Source organism: Demequina muriae, assembly GCF_030418295.1.
GTDB classification, from domain to species: domain Bacteria; phylum Actinomycetota; class Actinomycetes; order Actinomycetales; family Demequinaceae; genus Demequina; species Demequina muriae.
Map to the genome: position 1 here is coordinate 1,752,779 of NZ_JAUHQA010000001.1, position 15,385 is coordinate 1,768,163.

At 70.4% G+C, this 15,385-nt stretch carries 13 protein-coding genes and 1 pseudogene; 10 read left to right on the forward strand and 4 right to left on the reverse strand.

Features of this window, described 5'->3' with window-relative positions; translation table 11 throughout:
- Positions 1–80 precede the first annotated feature (80 nt).
- Together QQX02_RS08275 and QQX02_RS08280 are read left to right on the forward strand one after the other, a co-directional pair.
- Positions 81–1,103 (forward strand): sensor histidine kinase, encoded by a 1,023-nt coding sequence (locus tag QQX02_RS08275; RefSeq protein WP_301142378.1) that lies wholly within the window; start codon positions 81–83, stop codon positions 1,101–1,103.
- Positions 1,100–1,750 (forward strand): response regulator, encoded by a 651-nt coding sequence (locus QQX02_RS08280; protein WP_301142379.1) that lies wholly within the window; start codon positions 1,100–1,102, stop codon positions 1,748–1,750. The genes QQX02_RS08275 and QQX02_RS08280 overlap by 4 nt, the downstream gene beginning before the upstream one ends.
- A 31-nt stretch (positions 1,751–1,781) precedes the next feature.
- Here QQX02_RS08280 and QQX02_RS08285 read toward each other — a convergent pair whose 3' ends face one another.
- Positions 1,782–2,471, reverse strand: coding sequence for a hypothetical protein (locus QQX02_RS08285; RefSeq protein WP_301142380.1), 690 nt, complete (start codon positions 2,469–2,471; stop codon positions 1,782–1,784).
- Positions 2,472–2,750: 279 nt separating this feature from the next.
- Between QQX02_RS08285 and QQX02_RS08290 the strand changes: the two are divergent.
- From QQX02_RS08290 to QQX02_RS08300, 3 genes and pseudogenes are all read left to right on the forward strand, one after another.
- Positions 2,751–4,106: pseudogene (locus tag QQX02_RS08290) on the forward strand (DEAD/DEAH box helicase); the annotation flags it as partial.
- Between the two features lie 78 nt (positions 4,107–4,184).
- Positions 4,185–4,718 carry a hypothetical protein gene (locus QQX02_RS08295; RefSeq protein WP_301142382.1) on the forward strand — a complete coding sequence of 178 codons (534 nt, stop codon included), beginning with the start codon at positions 4,185–4,187 and terminating at the stop codon, positions 4,716–4,718.
- A gap of 140 nt (positions 4,719–4,858) precedes the next feature.
- A complete protein-coding gene (locus QQX02_RS08300; RefSeq protein ID WP_301142384.1) occupies positions 4,859–5,281 on the forward strand; it encodes a hypothetical protein in 423 nt (140 codons plus the stop codon).
- A gap of 13 nt (positions 5,282–5,294) precedes the next feature.
- Here the strand turns inward: QQX02_RS08300 and QQX02_RS08305 are convergent, their stop codons facing one another.
- Positions 5,295–5,807 (reverse strand): hypothetical protein, encoded by a 513-nt coding sequence (locus QQX02_RS08305; protein WP_301142385.1) that lies wholly within the window; start codon positions 5,805–5,807, stop codon positions 5,295–5,297.
- A gap of 75 nt (positions 5,808–5,882) precedes the next feature.
- Here QQX02_RS08305 and QQX02_RS08310 point away from each other — a divergent pair, with 75 nt between their 5' ends.
- From QQX02_RS08310 to QQX02_RS08320, 3 genes are all read left to right on the forward strand, one after another.
- Positions 5,883–8,237: a UvrD-helicase domain-containing protein gene (locus QQX02_RS08310; protein ID WP_301142386.1), complete on the forward strand. Its 2,355-nt coding sequence runs from the start codon at positions 5,883–5,885 to the stop codon at positions 8,235–8,237.
- A gap of 52 nt (positions 8,238–8,289) precedes the next feature.
- Positions 8,290–8,928 carry a hypothetical protein gene (locus tag QQX02_RS08315; RefSeq protein ID WP_301142387.1) on the forward strand — a complete coding sequence of 213 codons (639 nt, stop codon included), beginning with the start codon at positions 8,290–8,292 and terminating at the stop codon, positions 8,926–8,928.
- Between the two features lie 89 nt (positions 8,929–9,017).
- The gene (locus tag QQX02_RS08320) at positions 9,018–9,971 is read left to right on the forward strand and encodes an L-lactate dehydrogenase (protein ID WP_301142389.1); all 954 of its coding nucleotides are present in this window, start codon (positions 9,018–9,020) and stop codon (positions 9,969–9,971) included.
- A gap of 6 nt (positions 9,972–9,977) precedes the next feature.
- Here the strand turns inward: QQX02_RS08320 and QQX02_RS08325 are convergent, their stop codons facing one another.
- Together QQX02_RS08325 and QQX02_RS08330 are read right to left on the reverse strand one after the other, a co-directional pair.
- On the reverse strand, positions 9,978–10,862 hold the full coding sequence (locus tag QQX02_RS08325) for a L,D-transpeptidase (protein ID WP_301142391.1): 885 nt from the start codon (positions 10,860–10,862) through the stop codon (positions 9,978–9,980).
- Positions 10,863–10,921: 59 nt separating this feature from the next.
- Positions 10,922–13,126 carry an MMPL family transporter gene (locus QQX02_RS08330; protein ID WP_301142392.1) on the reverse strand — a complete coding sequence of 735 codons (2,205 nt, stop codon included), beginning with the start codon at positions 13,124–13,126 and terminating at the stop codon, positions 10,922–10,924.
- A 207-nt stretch (positions 13,127–13,333) separates the two neighbouring features.
- Here QQX02_RS08330 and QQX02_RS08335 point away from each other — a divergent pair, with 207 nt between their 5' ends.
- Positions 13,334–14,740 (forward strand): sensor histidine kinase, encoded by a 1,407-nt coding sequence (locus QQX02_RS08335; RefSeq protein ID WP_301142393.1) that lies wholly within the window; start codon positions 13,334–13,336, stop codon positions 14,738–14,740.
- The gene (locus QQX02_RS08340) at positions 14,737–15,381 is read left to right on the forward strand and encodes a response regulator transcription factor (RefSeq protein WP_301142394.1); all 645 of its coding nucleotides are present in this window, start codon (positions 14,737–14,739) and stop codon (positions 15,379–15,381) included. The genes QQX02_RS08335 and QQX02_RS08340 overlap by 4 nt, the downstream gene beginning before the upstream one ends.
- Positions 15,382–15,385: the final 4 nt, after the last annotated feature.

A 15,385-nucleotide genomic window follows, 5' to 3' on the forward strand; every position in this document is an offset into this window, starting at 1 on the left:
CCCTGATCCTCGTGCGGGAGCGACCCTGATAGGCGTGGCATCGGAGGCCGTGCACGCGCGCGCTGTGTGACGATGACTCCATGACGACCCAGGCCCATCGCCCGGTGGCCGCGCCTCTGGCGCGCCGCCAGGGCGTGCCGACCGCGTGGAAGGTGCTCGGCGGCCTCGCGCTGCTCACCGTCGCGGGTGTGCTGTCCGTGGGCAGGTGGGGCACCGAGGACCTCGCGCCGTGGGTGGTCCCGCTCGTGGTCTATCTCGCGGGGCTGGGTGTGGTGTGGAGCCCGCTCGACGGCGCCTTCGGACAGGACGCGCGCCGGCTCGACGTCGCCGGCATCTTCCGACGGGACGCGTGGCTGCGACTCCTGGTGGGCCTCGTGCTCGGCATCGGCGCCCTCTGGTGGTTCGCGATGTGGGACTTCACCGACAACGGCGTCGCGCGTGCCATCGTGACGCCGCTGGTGATCGCGGCCGGCGGGGCGCTGCTGCTCGCGCCGTGGTGGCTCCGTCTCATCCGTCAGGTCGCGATCGAACGGGACGAACGCATCCGCGAGCACGAGCGAGCGGAGATCGCCGCACATCTGCACGATTCGGTGCTTCAGACGCTCACCCTGATTCGCGCCCGCGCCGATGACCCTGACTCGGTGGCGCGCCTGGCCCGCGCTCAGGAGCGTGACCTGCGGTCGTATTTGTACCAGGACCGACCTAGCATCGAGGAGTCGGTGGCGAGCGCGATCAAGGCCGCCGTGGCGGAGGTCGAGGATGCGCATGGCGTCGCCATCGATACGGTGTGCGTGGGCGATGCCCCCACGGACGAGTGGCTGGGGGCCGCGGTGCAGGCAGCGCGGGAGGCGATCTCCAACGCTGCGCGCCACGGCACCGGACCCATCAGCGTCTATGCGGAGCTCACCGCGGACGCGTATGAGGTGTACGTGCGCGACGCGGGGCCCGGCTTCGATCCCCAGGCCGTGCCCGAGGACCGACTGGGGATCCGCCAGTCGATCGTGGGCCGGGTGGCCCGTCACGGCGGCGGGGCCGAGGTGCGCAGCGCACCAGGCGACAAGACTGAGGTGATGATCATGATGCCAAGAGGAGGCTCCCGATGAGCGTGACAGTGGTGATCGTGGACGACCACGACGTGATCAGGGTCGGAGTGCGCGAGTCGCTGGACGAAGAGATCCAGGTGGTGGGCGAGGCTCACGACGTGGACTCGGCGGTCGCAGAGATTCTGGAGAAGCGACCGCAGGTCGTCATTCTCGACGTGCACCTGCCCGGCGGACAGGGCGGCGGTGCTCTCGACGTGCTCGCTGATCTCAAGGGCCGCATCGACGGCACCCGGGTGCTCGCGCTGTCCGTCTCCGATTCCGCCGAGGACGTCGTGTCAGTGATCCGCGCCGGCGCGCGCGGCTACGTCACGAAGTCGATCTCGGGTCCGGATCTGTCCGATGCGGTGAGGAGAGTGGCGTCCGGCGACGCGGTGTTCTCTCCGCGCCTGGCGGGGTTCGTGCTCGACGCCTTCGGCGCGGCGGGCGGAGAGGTCGCGCACGCGGACGAGGACCTCGACAAGCTCACCGCCCGTGAGCAGGAGGTGATGAGGCTCATCGCCCGCGGCTACACCTACCGCGAGGTCGGCGAGAAGCTGTTCATCTCCATCAAGACGGTCGAGACCCACGTCGGCAAGGTGCTCCACAAGCTGCAGCTCACCAACCGCCACGAACTCGCTCACTGGGCCGCGCAGCGGCGCATCGTCTGATCAGGTCGAGCGGACCGCAGACGTCGCGGCGTCACTGCACGACCGCGACGGCGCGGGCGATGACGAGAGCGAGCACCACGAAGCCGGAGAAGGCCTGCAGGCCCATGAGCGCCTTCGCGCGCAGCGACAGCGGGATCGCGTCGGACGCCGAGAACGCCATCGAGTTCGACAGCGAGGTGTAGAGGTAGTCGCCGAACCGCGGTCTCCAGTCGGACACCATCGAGGAGCGGGCGGCCACCTCGTCGATCGCGTCGTGGTCCTCGTCCTGGGGGAACCGCAGGTCGGCACGCGGGAGCTCCTCTCGGCTGAGCGCACGCCGCACGACCGGGCCGCCACGGTCGAGCTCCCACAGCACGAGCGCGAACGCGATGACGTTGGTGAGCCACACCTGCGCCGCCGCCAGGAGCAGCCGGCCGCCCGAATACCCGGACGGCGACACGAGCGTGAGCACGAGCACCACGACGGCGACCTGGTTCGCGGTGGCCAGCAGGAGCGTCTGCGCGAGGGAGAGGCGGCGGCTCCACGTGGTCTGACGATGCAGTCGCACCGGGTTGACCGCGACCAGCGGGACGAGCAGCACGAGGGCGATGCTCGCGACTCCGTACCGGAGCTCCGGCAGGAACGTCGAGGGCAGCGCCAGGTAGAGACCGAGCGCAACGAGCACCGCCGCGACCGCGGGCCAGCGATGCTCCCCGGTGCCGCCGGGCGGGACGCTCGTCATGACCTGATTGTGCTCCCTTGGAGGACGGGTGCGATAGGCCTGCTACGCTAGGGGTACTTGCAGGACCATCCCCGGTCCTCCTGCGTCGCAGATGGCTTCTCCTTCTCGCCGCAGCCAGTCACTCACACTGACCCGGCAGCGCGGCTCGTAGAAAATCTCTTCGGCGAACGAACGCGCGGGTCCCGCGCGATTCGCCACCACCGCTGGTGCCGTGACTTCCACGGAGACGTCGTGCTGTCGCGCGGCGCGCATCGGCGCACTGCCCGAAAGGCACTCGCTTTGTCTGACACCACCTTCGCCACCCTTGGCGTGCCCACCAAGATCACCAACGTCCTCGATGCAGAGGGCAAGATGAACGCCTTCCCCATCCAGGTCGACACCCTCCCCGACACGCTCTCGGGGCGCGACGTCCTGGGCCGCGGCCGCACCGGCTCCGGCAAGACGCTCGCGTTCGCCATCCCCATGGCCGCCCGCCTGGGTGAGAAGGGCGGCCGTGCCCAGCCGAACCGCCCGCGCGGACTCGTCCTCGCCCCGACCCGCGAGCTCGCCACGCAGATCGAGGCCGTCATCGCGCCGCTCGCCGCTGCGTACGGCCTCACCACGACCACCATCTTCGGCGGCGTCAAGCAGCACCGTCAGGAAGTCGCGCTGCGCCGCGGCGCGGACATCGTGGTGGCCTGCCCCGGCCGCCTCGAGGACCTCATGAAGCAGGGCCACGTGAAGCTCGACGCGGTGCAGATCACCGTGCTCGACGAGGCCGACCACATGGCGGACCTGGGCTTCCTGCCCGGCGTCACCCGCATCATGACGGCCACCCCCACCACCGGACAGCGCATGCTGTTCTCCGCGACGCTGGACAACGGCGTCGACAAGTTGGTGCGCCGCTTCCTGTCCAACCCGGTCACTCACTCGGTCGACTCGGCTGAGTCCCCCGTCGCGGCCATGACGCACCACGTCTTCCACGTCGCATCGGCCGATGCGAAGAGGGACGTCGTCCACGCTCTCGCCTCCGGCACCGGTCGCCGCATCCTCTTCATGCGCACCAAGCACCACGCCAAGCGCCTCGCCAAGCAGCTCTCCGACGCCGGCATTCCGGCAGTGGACCTGCACGGCAACCTGTCGCAGGCCAAGCGTGACAAGAACCTCGCTCAGTTCGCGCAGGGCACCCACCGGGTGCTGGTCGCCACGGACGTCGCGGCGCGCGGCGTCCACGTCGACGGCGTCGAGCTCGTGGTGCACGTCGACCCGCCCACCGAGCACAAGGCCTACCTGCACCGTTCGGGCCGTACGGCACGCGCGGGCAGCGACGGCGACGTCGTGACCCTGGTGCTTCCCGAGCAGCGTCGCGACTCGCAGGTGCTCATGCGCCGTGCCAAGATCTCCGCGGAGCCGCAGTCCGTCTCCGCCAGCACCGATGCCGTCGTCAAGCTCGTGGGTGAGGTCGCGCCGTTCGTGAAGCCGACTGCCACGCCCATTCGCCAGCCCCAGGGCGCCCGCAGTCAGGGCGACCGCAGCCAGGGGGGACGCTCGCGTCCGTCCGGAGGCGGCGCACGCCGTCCCGAGGGCGAGCACGGCCGTCGCCGTTCCGGTGGCGGCGCACGCCGCTCCGGAGCTCAGCGCGCCGGACGCAGCGCGTAACGATTTCACCAGAGAACCGCATGCCGGGCATCGCCCGACATGCGGTTTTTCTGCGGGATGTGTAGAAACGGAACTATGAGCCTGCCCTTCGTCGAGCGGAGCGAGGTGCGGCGAGTGCGCGACATGCTCGCGCCCGTCGAACCTGGAGGCAGCGCGCGCCAGGTCTATGGCGCGATGCTGGAGCATCAGATCGCGCCCACCCTGCGCGAGTGGGGTCTGGACGGCGACGGCGAGCGCTTCGACTACCCGAGCCGCGTGTGGCACCTGAGCCTCGCGTTCGTGCCGGTGTCGTGGAACACCGTCTCGCGCTTCCAGTTCGACGTGAACGTGATCGCCGTGAGTCGCGTCGCGTGGCAGCAGTGGCGGGCGCACGAGCCCTCCCTGCCCGAGAGCCCCGACGCCGCGGTCTACTACGCCCAGGACTTCGTGGCCGGCGGCGGACTCGTGGCGCGGCTGGGGGAGCTGCAGCGCGACGGGCTCGATCGACGGTGGACGGTGCACGGCGGCGTGGATCCGGCGCCGGTCGCTGCCGAGGTGCTGACCGGGCTCAAGCGGCGCGTGCTGCCGCAGTTCGCGGGCCGCGCCGAGGCCCGGCCGCTCCCTGCATAGCGCTCCCCAGCGCGCACCGAACCGTCGCATCGGCCGCACGCATGGCCGAGAACGCTGAGCGTTCTCACCCCTTGAAAATGGTGCGAATCGGAGTAGTCTCGCCACCACAGGCGCACGCACGAGCGCCACAGGGGACGATGGTGAACCAGACGATGGCCGGCGCTCGCATGCGCCAGGACGAGACGCAGCCGCGCCTGCGCGCGCTCGCGTTCTGGGTGGGCCACCATCAGGCCGCCGAGCCAGCACCCCGCATCGGCCCCTCCCTCGACAACGATCTCGCCGCCCGCGACGCGATGCGTGCTCGACGCATCGGCGAGCTGGTGCTGATGGTCCCCGAGCTCAAGCGCCTCGCGACGGACGTCCGCGCCCCGGTGCGTGCCACCGCCGCGCGCTGCTTCGCGATCCTGGCGACCGCTGGCCGTGCGCCGTCGGACCGCGAGGTATGGCGCCTGCTGCTGGGGCTGTCCAAGTACGACGACGATCCCGATGTGAGGTCTGCGGCGGACACCGCCCTGGTCGCGCTCGAGCGCCACGGCGCGGTCGCGATGGACCGCGCGGGCTAGGGTCGCAGGGCGGTCAATCGGTCAGTGGCGCGTCGAGGTCGCCGAACCCCGGGTCGGATCCCAGCGGTTCCTCCGAGGTCCACAGCGTGATCGCGTACAGCCGGGGGGTCGAGGCGTCGGCCTCTGTTCCGGCCTCCATCTCCGCGATCGACCCGTCGAGCATCAGGCGGGCGCTCAGCACCACCGCGCCGCCGTCGTCGCCCCACTGCGCCTGGCAGCCCACCGCGCCGACGTCGAACTCGGACGAACTCACGCACTCCGGCGCGCTCGCGGGCTCCGCGCCTGCGTGGTCCGAGAAGTCGTCGACCATGGCGACGAAGTGGTCGTCGAGCCCTGTGCTCTCTTCGAAGGTCCAGCACGCGTCAGGCGACTCCTCCTCACCGATGCCCCACTCATCCTGCAGGTCCCCGCACTCCACCGTGGTGACGTCCGACTGGGCTGGCGCCCACCCGTCAGTGTCGATCGTGGGGGCCGATGAGCACCCCGCCAGCAGGAGGAGAAGCGCGATCGCGCCGATGACTCGCATGACGGCACGATAGCCGCCCGGGCGGCCTGTGGGACGGCTCCGCGCGTCGGTGCCACGCCCTAGACTCGACGGGTCATGGATGCGCTCTTCGATCTCGCCGACCGTTCCCACTCGCCCCTCGTGGAGGGGCTCAACCCTGCCCAGGCGGAGGCGGTGCTGCACGAGGGCGGCGCTCTACTGATCTTCGCGGGAGCGGGCTCCGGCAAGACCCGCGTGCTCACGCACCGGATCGCGTACCTGCTCGAGGCGGGCCGCGCGCGGCCTCACCAGATCCTGGCGATCACCTTCACCAACAAGGCCGCCGGCGAGATGCGCGAGCGGGTCGCGGCGCTCGTGGGCCCCGAGGCGCGCGGCATGTGGGTCGCGACCTTCCACAGCGCGTGTGTGCGCATCCTTCGTGCGGACTACGAGGCGGCGGGCCTCAAGTCGACCTTCTCGATCTATGACTCTGCGGACTCCCAGAACCTCATGAAGCTGGTGATGAAGGAGCTGGACATCGACCCGAAGAAGTTCACGGCGAAGGCGCTGCTGAACCGCATCGGGACGTTCAAGGACGAGCTCATCGATCCCGCGACCGCGCTCGCCGCGACCGAGATGACGAGCAAGTTCAGCATCGATCACGCGGCCGGTCGCGCGTATGGCGAGTACCAGCGCCGCCTCGAGGCCGCCAACGCCGTCGACTTCGACGACATCATCGTCAAGACCGTGCACCTCCTGCAGCGCCACCCCGACATCGCGCAGCGCTACCGCGAGCGGTTCCGCCACGTGCTGGTCGACGAGTACCAGGACACCAACCACGCGCAGTACGTGCTCGTGCGCGAGCTGGTGGGGCGCGAGGAGGACGGCGGCCTGCCGCCCGGCGAGCTCACGGTGGTCGGCGACGCGGATCAGTCCATCTACGCGTTCCGCGGCGCGACCATCCGCAACATCCTGGAGTTCGAGAAGGACTATCCGAACGCACACATCGTGCGCCTCGAGCAGAACTACCGGTCCACGCAGAACATCCTCTCCGCGGCCAACGCCGTGATCGCGAACAACGAGGGCCGGCCGCCCAAGAACCTGTGGACGGATTCCGGCGCAGGCGAGCGCATCCGCGCCTTCGCGGGCGACACCGAGCAGGAGGAGGCGAAGTACATCGCCGACGAGATCGCCCGGCTCATCCGCGAGCACGAAGTGGCGCCGGCGGACGTCGCGATCATGTACCGCGCAAACGCGCAGTCCCGCGCCATCGAGGGGCGCCTGGCGGCGGCCGATGTCCCGTACAAGATCGTGGGCGGCACACGCTTCTACGACCGCAAGGAGGTCAAGGACGCTCTGGCGTACCTCTCCGCGGTCGTGAACGAGGCGGACGACGTCGCCATGAGGCGCGTCATCAACACTCCCCGCCGCGGCATCGGGGACACGGCGGTCGAGGCGATCGATCGCCTGCGGCGCGAGCGCACCACGGCCGATGCGCCCGTCAGCTTCGGCGCGGCGCTCCGGTGGGCGGACGAGGCTGGCCTGCAGGCGCGTGCGGTGCGCGCGATCGGCACCTTCGTGTCGCTCATGGACGACCTCCGCGCGCTCGCGGCGGACAACGGCCCCGCGGGCGTGCTCGACGCGATCGCGGACCGGTCGGGGATGATCGCGGCCTACCGTGCCTCGGAGGACCCGCAGGACGCCTCCCGCATCGAGAACATCATGGAGCTCGTGTCCGTGGGCCGCGAGTTCTCGGAGGAGAACCCCGAGGGCACGCTGCCGGAGTTTCTCGAGAAGGTGGCCCTCGTCGCGGACGCCGATCAGCTGCCCGACGTCGACGGCAGCGGGGGAGTCGTGACCCTCATGACGCTGCACACCGCCAAGGGCCTCGAGTTCCCGGTGGTGTTTCTCACCGGCATGGAGGACGGCACCTTCCCGCACATGAGGTCCATCGAGTCGGGCAGCCCCAAAGACATGGAGGAGGAGCGCAGGCTCGCCTACGTGGGACTCACCCGTGCCCGGGAGCGGCTGTACCTCACCCGCGCCGAGGTCCGTTCCAGCTGGGGCGCCCCGCAGTACTTCGGGGTGTCGCGATTCGCGGAGGAGATTCCCGCCGAGCTGATCGAATGGTCGCGCTCCGAGCAGTCGATGGCCTCGTTGCGCGCACGTACGGAGCGACGTGGCTCCTCCGGGTGGTCGTCAATGGGCTACGGCGGTTCGCAGGACCGCGAGGACGGCAACGCGTACTCGCGCGCGGGAGCCGTGCGCACCCGCAGCATCCCGCCGAGCCCGCCCGGCGGCGCCGGCGACATCGGCTTCGAGACCGGCGATCGGGTGGTGAGCGACAAGTTCGGCATGGGCAAGGTGGTGGGCACTGAAGGTGCTGGCCGCAACGCGGTGGTGAAGGTCGACTTCGGCTCCGAAGGCGTGAAGCGCCTGGTGCTGCGCTTCAACAACCTCGACAAGCTCTAGCGCGCGAGCAGCCGCGAGTCCTAGAGTTCCCTCACAGGCATGAGGGGGGCTCATGAAGTGGTGGGGGCTGGCGGGCGCCGTGGCGCTGGTGGTGCTGGTCGCCGCGCTGGCGGTGCCGATCCGCTCGGGCGGCACCGAGATCGCTGACGTGTCCGAGGTCGCCGCCGAGGAGGGCGTGTGCGGCCAGCTCACCTCGACGGGCCGCCTGGTGGTCGAGCGAATGGTGCCGCTGATCGATCTCGGCCTGGTCGCGACTCTCGACGCCGCCGTGATGAGCCCTGCCTTCGTCATCGAGGCCACCGATGCATGCGGCGATGTCGATGGCCTGGGGGGCGGGGTGATGCTGTCGCATCCACGCTGCGAGGTGCCGAATGCGATGTCAGCTGACGAGTCACAGGCATTCGTAGACGCCACCTCCGAGCCCGGTTCGGATCTCGTGGTGCTCTGCGAGGGCGCGGCGTTCGCGATGGTCTGGAACGCAGCGGACACCGGCGGGCTCGAGTTCGTTGCCTCGTGGAGCGACCACCGGTACGCGCTTGGACGAGAGCTGGCGTTCAACCAGCCGAACTGGTGCCTGGATACGGGGTACTGGGTCGAGGCCACCCGCGCGACGGGCCAGGAGAGCTCTGTGGAGGCCCGTTCCCTCGAGCCGGTCGCGTCCACCTGGTGCATCGACCTCGTGGCCCCCTGATCGGCCTCCGATACCTCGCTAGGCTGAGCCCAGTGGGCTCGCCGCCACCGGACGCGGCGGGCTCGACCAATCGTGAGGAGGAAGCCATCGTGGAAGCGAAGACGTCCAAGGTGTCCATCGTCGGCGCGGGAGCGGTGGGGGCGACCCTCGCGTATGCGGGCCTGATGCGCGGTTTCGCGCGCACCGTCGCGCTGTACGACATCAACAAGGCCAAGGTCGAGGCCGAGGCGCTGGACCTCGCGCAGGGCATTCAGTTCATGCCCGAGGCGACGGTGCTGGGATCCGATGACGTGGGCGTGGTCGAAGGCTCCGATGTGGTGGTCGTGACGGCCGGCGCGAAGCAGCAGCCCGGCCAGTCACGCATGGACCTGGCCGGCGCGACCATCTCGCTCATGGACAAGGTGCTTCCTCCACTCATGCGCGTGGCGCCCAACGCCATCTACATCCTGGTCACCAACCCCGTGGACGTCGTGACGCTCGCGGCGATCAAGAAGTCCGGCATGGACCCGGCGCGCATGTTCGGCTCCGGCACCGCGCTCGACACCTCGCGCCTGCGGCACCAGGTCGCTCAGGCCTGCGAGGTCGCGGTCGGCAACGTGCACGCCTACATCGCTGGCGAGCACGGCGACTCCGAGGTGGCGCTGTGGTCCTCCGCGACCGTGGGTGGCCAGCCGCTCGCGCAGTGGCGCGACCGCACGGGCAAGATCGTGATGACCCCCGAACGTCGCGAGCAGATCCACCACGACGTGATGCGCTCCGCCTACACGATCATCGAGGGCAAGGGCGCGACGAACTACGCGATCGGCGCCGCCGGAGCCCGCATCGTCGAGGCGGTCCTGGGCGACCAGCGTCGCATCATGCCCGTCTCGACGCTCATCGACTACCCGGGCGTGGGCGAGGTGTGCATGTCGCTGCCGGCCGTGATCGGCCGCAATGGCATCGAGCACCACGCGGACACCCCGATGGACGAGTCGGAGCGCGCCGCCCTCGAGGCCTCGGCACGGTCGATCCGTGAGACTGCGGAGCGGTTCGGCGCCGTCTGACCCGGGCTAGGCCTCGCGGGAGGCGTGGACCACGACCGGTGTTCCCACGCCCACGCCGTCGGTCTCCGCGATCGCGGTGACGACCTCGTTGGGCAGCCGGACGCAGCCGTTGGAGACGGCCTGGCCCATGAGGTCGGGCTGGTTGGTCCCGTGGACGGCGATCTGCGGGACGCCCCCGTTGAACTCGTCGAGAGTCTCCGACCACCCGTTCAGTCCCAGCGCATAGGCGCCGTAGACGCCGGTGGGGTTGGCCGTGAAGTCGAGCACGTCGGTGACCCAGAACACCCCGAGCGGCGTGGGCGACACGTCCTCGCCGATGACCGCATCGGAGAGCACCGAGCTCTCCCCGTCCACCGTGAGCTCCACCTCGCGCTCGGCGAGATAGACGTCGATGCGTGCGTCGGTCGAGGTGATCGTCGCATCGGCCGCACGCACCCATCCTGTGCGGTGGTTCGGCGAGCCCAGCAGCTCGACCTGGATCCACTCCTCGCCGTCGACGCTCTCGCGGTCGAAGCCCATCAGCGTGGTGGGGGAGCCGAGGGCGCTCCACTGGCCCAGCTCCTCGGACGGCTCGTCGCCGCCCGGGCTGTCGAAGACTGCGAGGCCCTCGGCACCCGCTTCGAGGACGATTTCGCCGGGCTCCACCTCGGGGCCCGCCTCACTGGGTGAGGGGGAGGGGGTGGACTCGGAGGGGCTGGGTGAGGGAGCGGCGGGCGTGACGCGCTCGGGCTCTTCGCCCTGGGTGAGCAGCACCGCGATCACGACCGCGGTCGCGACGAGCGAGGCGACCGCGGCCGCCCACTGCCAGCGTCGGCTGCGACGCGAGGGGCCTGTCCCCGTGTGGCGAGGGCCGGACCTGGGACGGGCGGTGGCGGAGGCGTCGGAGGGCACGGGCACCAGGGTAGACGCCCTGGTGCCCGTGCCTTGCCCCGATGCGCGGGGTCGTGCGGTCAGGCGCGCACGAGCACTGGCTCGCGCTCGTCGTCGGAGCGCGGCACCTCCACAGGCTCCCCGCCTTCGATGCGCATGACTGGCAGCCACCCGAGCCAGCGCGGCAGGTACCAGTTGGCGCGTCCCAGCATGGTCATGAGCGCGGGCACAAGAATGGATCGCACCACGGTGGCGTCGAGGATGACGGCCGCCGCGAGCCCGAAGCCCATCTGCGCGAACTCCGCGAGGTCACCGAGCGCGAACCCGCCGAACACCGCGACCATGATCAGTGCTGCGCCGGTGATGAGCGACCCGGTGCGGCTCAGGCCGAACGCCACCGCGTCCCGGGTGTCGCCCGTGGCATCGAACCGCTCCTTGATGCGGCTCAGCAGGAACACGTGGTAATCCATCGACAACCCGAACAGCACCGCGAACAGGAACAGCGGGATCCATGGCGCGATGCCATCCACCTGCGGGAAGCCCAGCAGACTGGCGCCCCAGCCCCACTGGAAGACGGCCACCAGCATTCCGAACGCCGCCGCCGTCGACAGCAGGTTCAGCGCGATGGCGAGCGCGGGCACCACCACGGAGCGGAACGCGAAGAGCAGCAGCACGAAGCTCGAGCCGAGCACGATCAGCAGCACCCATGGCGCCATGTCCGCGATCATGTCCGAGAAGTCCACGGAGCTCGCCTGCTCCCCGCCCACGTGGGCGATCGCACCGGTGCCGACGAGGGCTGCCGGCACCGTGACATCGCGCAGGCGTTCGATGGCCTGCTCGGCGAGCGGGTCCGCGGCGTCGTGAACGTCGCGCGTGTCGATGAACGCGGTGTCGCCGGTCCACTCCACGGTGGTCTCGGCGAACGCCTCGTCCGCCTCGATCGCCTGCGCCAGAGAGTCGACCGTGGATTCGAGGCCGCCGGCATTCTCGACGACGATCGTGGTCTCGGCCTGTCCCAGACCGAAGTCGTTGACCAGCGTCTCTGACGCGATGCGCAGGTCGTTGTCCTCGGGCATCGAGTCGATGCCAGGGAACGTGAGCCGCATCGACATCGCCGGCGCGGCGAGCAGTCCCAGCACCGCGATGCCCGCGACGCCCCACACGACCGGCCTGCGGATCACGCCATTCGCCATGGAGCGCCAGGCGCGCGACTCGCGCCCCGGGTGAGACGTGGGCACACGGCCCTTGTTGACCCGATGCCCGAGCAGCCTGAGGACCGCGGGCAGCAGGGTCAGCGAGGCCAGCACGGACATCGTGGCGACGATGATCGCTCCGGCGCCCAGCGATCGCATGATCGTGGATGGCACGATCAGCAGGCCGACCAGGGCGATCACGACCGTGATGCCGGAGAACAGCACGGCGCGGTTGGCGGTGGACCCGGCCACCGTGACCGCGTCGATCACGCTGCGGCCCGCGGCCAGCTCCTCGCGGAAACGCTGCACCATCACCAGGCTGTAGTCGATGCCGAGCGCAAGACCCATCATCGTCACCATGTTCACGACGAAGAATGACAGTTCGAACACCTGGCCCACGAGGGCAGTCGCACCCACCGCCATCACGATCGACACCAGCGCGACCAGCAGCGGGATGCCCGCGGCCACGAGCGCGCCGAACACGATGACGAGGATGATGAGCGCGACGCCGATGCCGATGGCCTCGCCGCGGATGAGGCTCTCCTCCGCGAGGGTGTCGAAGGCGATCTGCCCGGTGGCCGGTCCGATGGCGCGCACCTCGAAGCCGTCCGCCTGGACGGTCTCGACCGCATGGGCGAACGCCTCCGCGTGCTCGCCGTCGGCGCCCGGATCGAGCGCGACGCTCACCAGGGCGATGGACCCGTCCTCGGACACGGGATAGGGAGCCTCGGCGGTCGGGACGACCACCTCGCCGACGCCGTCCAGGTCGCGCACGGCGCCCGTCACCTGGTCGAGCGCTGCGCCGAAGGCGGCGTCTCCGAACGAGGCGCTGCCTGCGCCCTCGCTCGCGGCGACGATGATGGTCTCGGTGCCGGACGCATCGGCCGCGGTGCTGCCGCGCAGGGCCTCATCGAGCTCCTGGACGGTCCCGGACTCGGTGGTGATGAGCATGCGCTCCTCTTGAGTGAGGGCGTCTCCGAGCCCTCCAGCGGCATAGCCGGCGGACGCCAGCGCGACCACCCACACGATGATGGTCAACCACGGCCGGGCGGCCGTGGTGCGGGCGATGCGCCCGGTGATTCCAGTGCTCATGTCTCCTCCTCGGGGATCCAGGGACGGTTCGACGCTAGGAGCGGCGGCCCGCGGGGACAGCCCGCCTGCGAGCGATACCGTGGCGCGGGCGGGGGAATGGCGCGACGCCCCTGGGTGAGGGCGGCTGGCGCGCGTTCCCCCGCGTGGGGGAGGCGGCTCCGTCATCTGGGTGTGGGCAGGAGCGCGTGCGCCGGGCACGATGGGGCCATGGCATTCATCCGTCGCTATTTCGCCGTCACGTGGTCCGCGCGGACGTGGCGAGAGATCGCGTACTTGCTGCTGGGGCTTCCGGTATCGATCATCTGGTTCACCTACATCCTGACCATGTACGCAGTGAGCATCGCGCTGGTGATCGTGTGGGTCGGCGTGGTGATCGCCGCCGTCGCGCAATGGACGCTGCGCCCCATCGGCGACATCGAGCGGGCCACCGCGAATGCCCTGGTGGATGCGGGGATCGAGCAGCCTCCTCCGCGCCGGTACCGGCTGCACGTGCCGGGGCAGCACCTCACGCTGGCCGGCGCGGGCCGCTGGGGTCACGCGCTCCTCCACGACGTGGAGGCGTGGCGCACGCTCGCGTGGCTGATGATGCGGATCGTGCTGGGCCCCGTGGGCTTCGTGCTCGCGATCTGCGCGATCGTGGTGCCGGTCGCGCTCGTCGGGTCGTGGCTGATCGCTGCGGGCTACGCGCTCGGCCTGATCCCCGGGCCCGGGGCAGACGAGCCGACCGCGCAGGCGGTGGTCGACACTGTGACGTTCTGGGTCCTCGTGGGCACCCCGGTGGTGGCGATCGCGGTGCCGATGTTCGCGTGGGTGTCGCACCACTACTCCTGCCTCGTGGCCAGTCTCGCCCGGTGGGCGCTGGGGCCATGCGGAGACGCGCGCATCGCCGAGGCGACCGAGCGCGCCGAGCTCGCCGAGACCCAGGTGCGTGTGGACCAGGAGCTGCACGACAGCATCGGCCACATGATCACCATGAACATCGTGCAGGCGGGCGCTGGCGCCCACGTCTTCGACGCCGATCCGGAGTTCGCGCGCCAGGCGCTTCGCAACATCGAGGAGCGCGGGCGCGTCGCGATGGGGGAGCTCGATCGCATCATCGCGACTATGAGGGGTGACGACGCTGAGTCGCGCACTCCGCTGCCCACGCTCGAGGACGTCCCCGGACTGGTGGATCAGGCTCGCAGTGCTGGTCTCGAGGTCGAGACCCGGCTCGAGGCCGGCCCCGCGCCCGCCGCTCTCTCGCGCGCGGCCTATGCGATCGTGCGCGAAGGTGTCACGAACGCCGCCAAGCATGCCCCCGGCTCGACCATCCATGTGCATGTGGCGCAGCTGGCCGATGCGCTTGCGGTCGCCGTGCGCAATGGCCCGGCGGCTCCCGGTGCCGCCCCGATCGCGGCCCTTCGCCAGGCGCGTGGCGGGCGGGGCCACGGCATCGCCGGCATTCGTGATCGTGCGGCGCTGCTGGGCGGCACCAGCCTGATCGGCGACCGCCCCGACGGCGGCTACGAGGTCATGGTGCTGCTGCCGCTCGAGCTGGCGCTCTCCTCGCAGCCAGACGATGCCGACGCTGCCTGCTGCCGATGGAGCCGCGTGCGTGCCAGGGTGGTCGCATGAGAATTGTGATCGTCGACGACGACCCGTTGGTGCGCATGGGCCTCGGTGCGATTCTGCGGTCGGAGCCAGGGTGGGAGGTGGTCGCCGAGGCGGGCGACGGATCGGCCGCCGTGGCCGAGGTGCGCCGCGCACATCCCGACGTGGTGCTGATGGACGTGCGCATGCCCGGCATGGACGGTCTGGAGGCGACGCGTCTCATCGTCGAGTCCGGCTCCGCCGCCAAGGTGCTGGTGCTCACGACGTTCGAGGTCGACGAATACGTGTTCGAGGCGATGCGCGCGGGGGCCGCGGGGTTCGTGCTCAAGCGGCTGCCCCCCACGGAGCTGATCGAGGCCGTCCGGGTGGTCGCGGCGGGGGAGTCCCTGCTGTTTCCCGCGTCGACGCGTGCCGTCATCGAGAGGTTCGCTGGCCCGGAGGACGCGGACCTGCCGGACCTCACCGAACGGGAGCAGGACGTGCTGCGAGAGCTGGCGCGTGGGCTGTCCAACCCGGAGATCGCGGCACGCCTGTTCGTCTCGGTCGAGACCGTGAAGTCCCACGTGGCCGCGATCCTGACCAAGTTGGGAGTGAGGGACCGCACCCAGGCGGTGATCGTGGCGTACGAGTCGGGATTCGTGCGCCCGGGGGACGGCACCGACTAGGCAC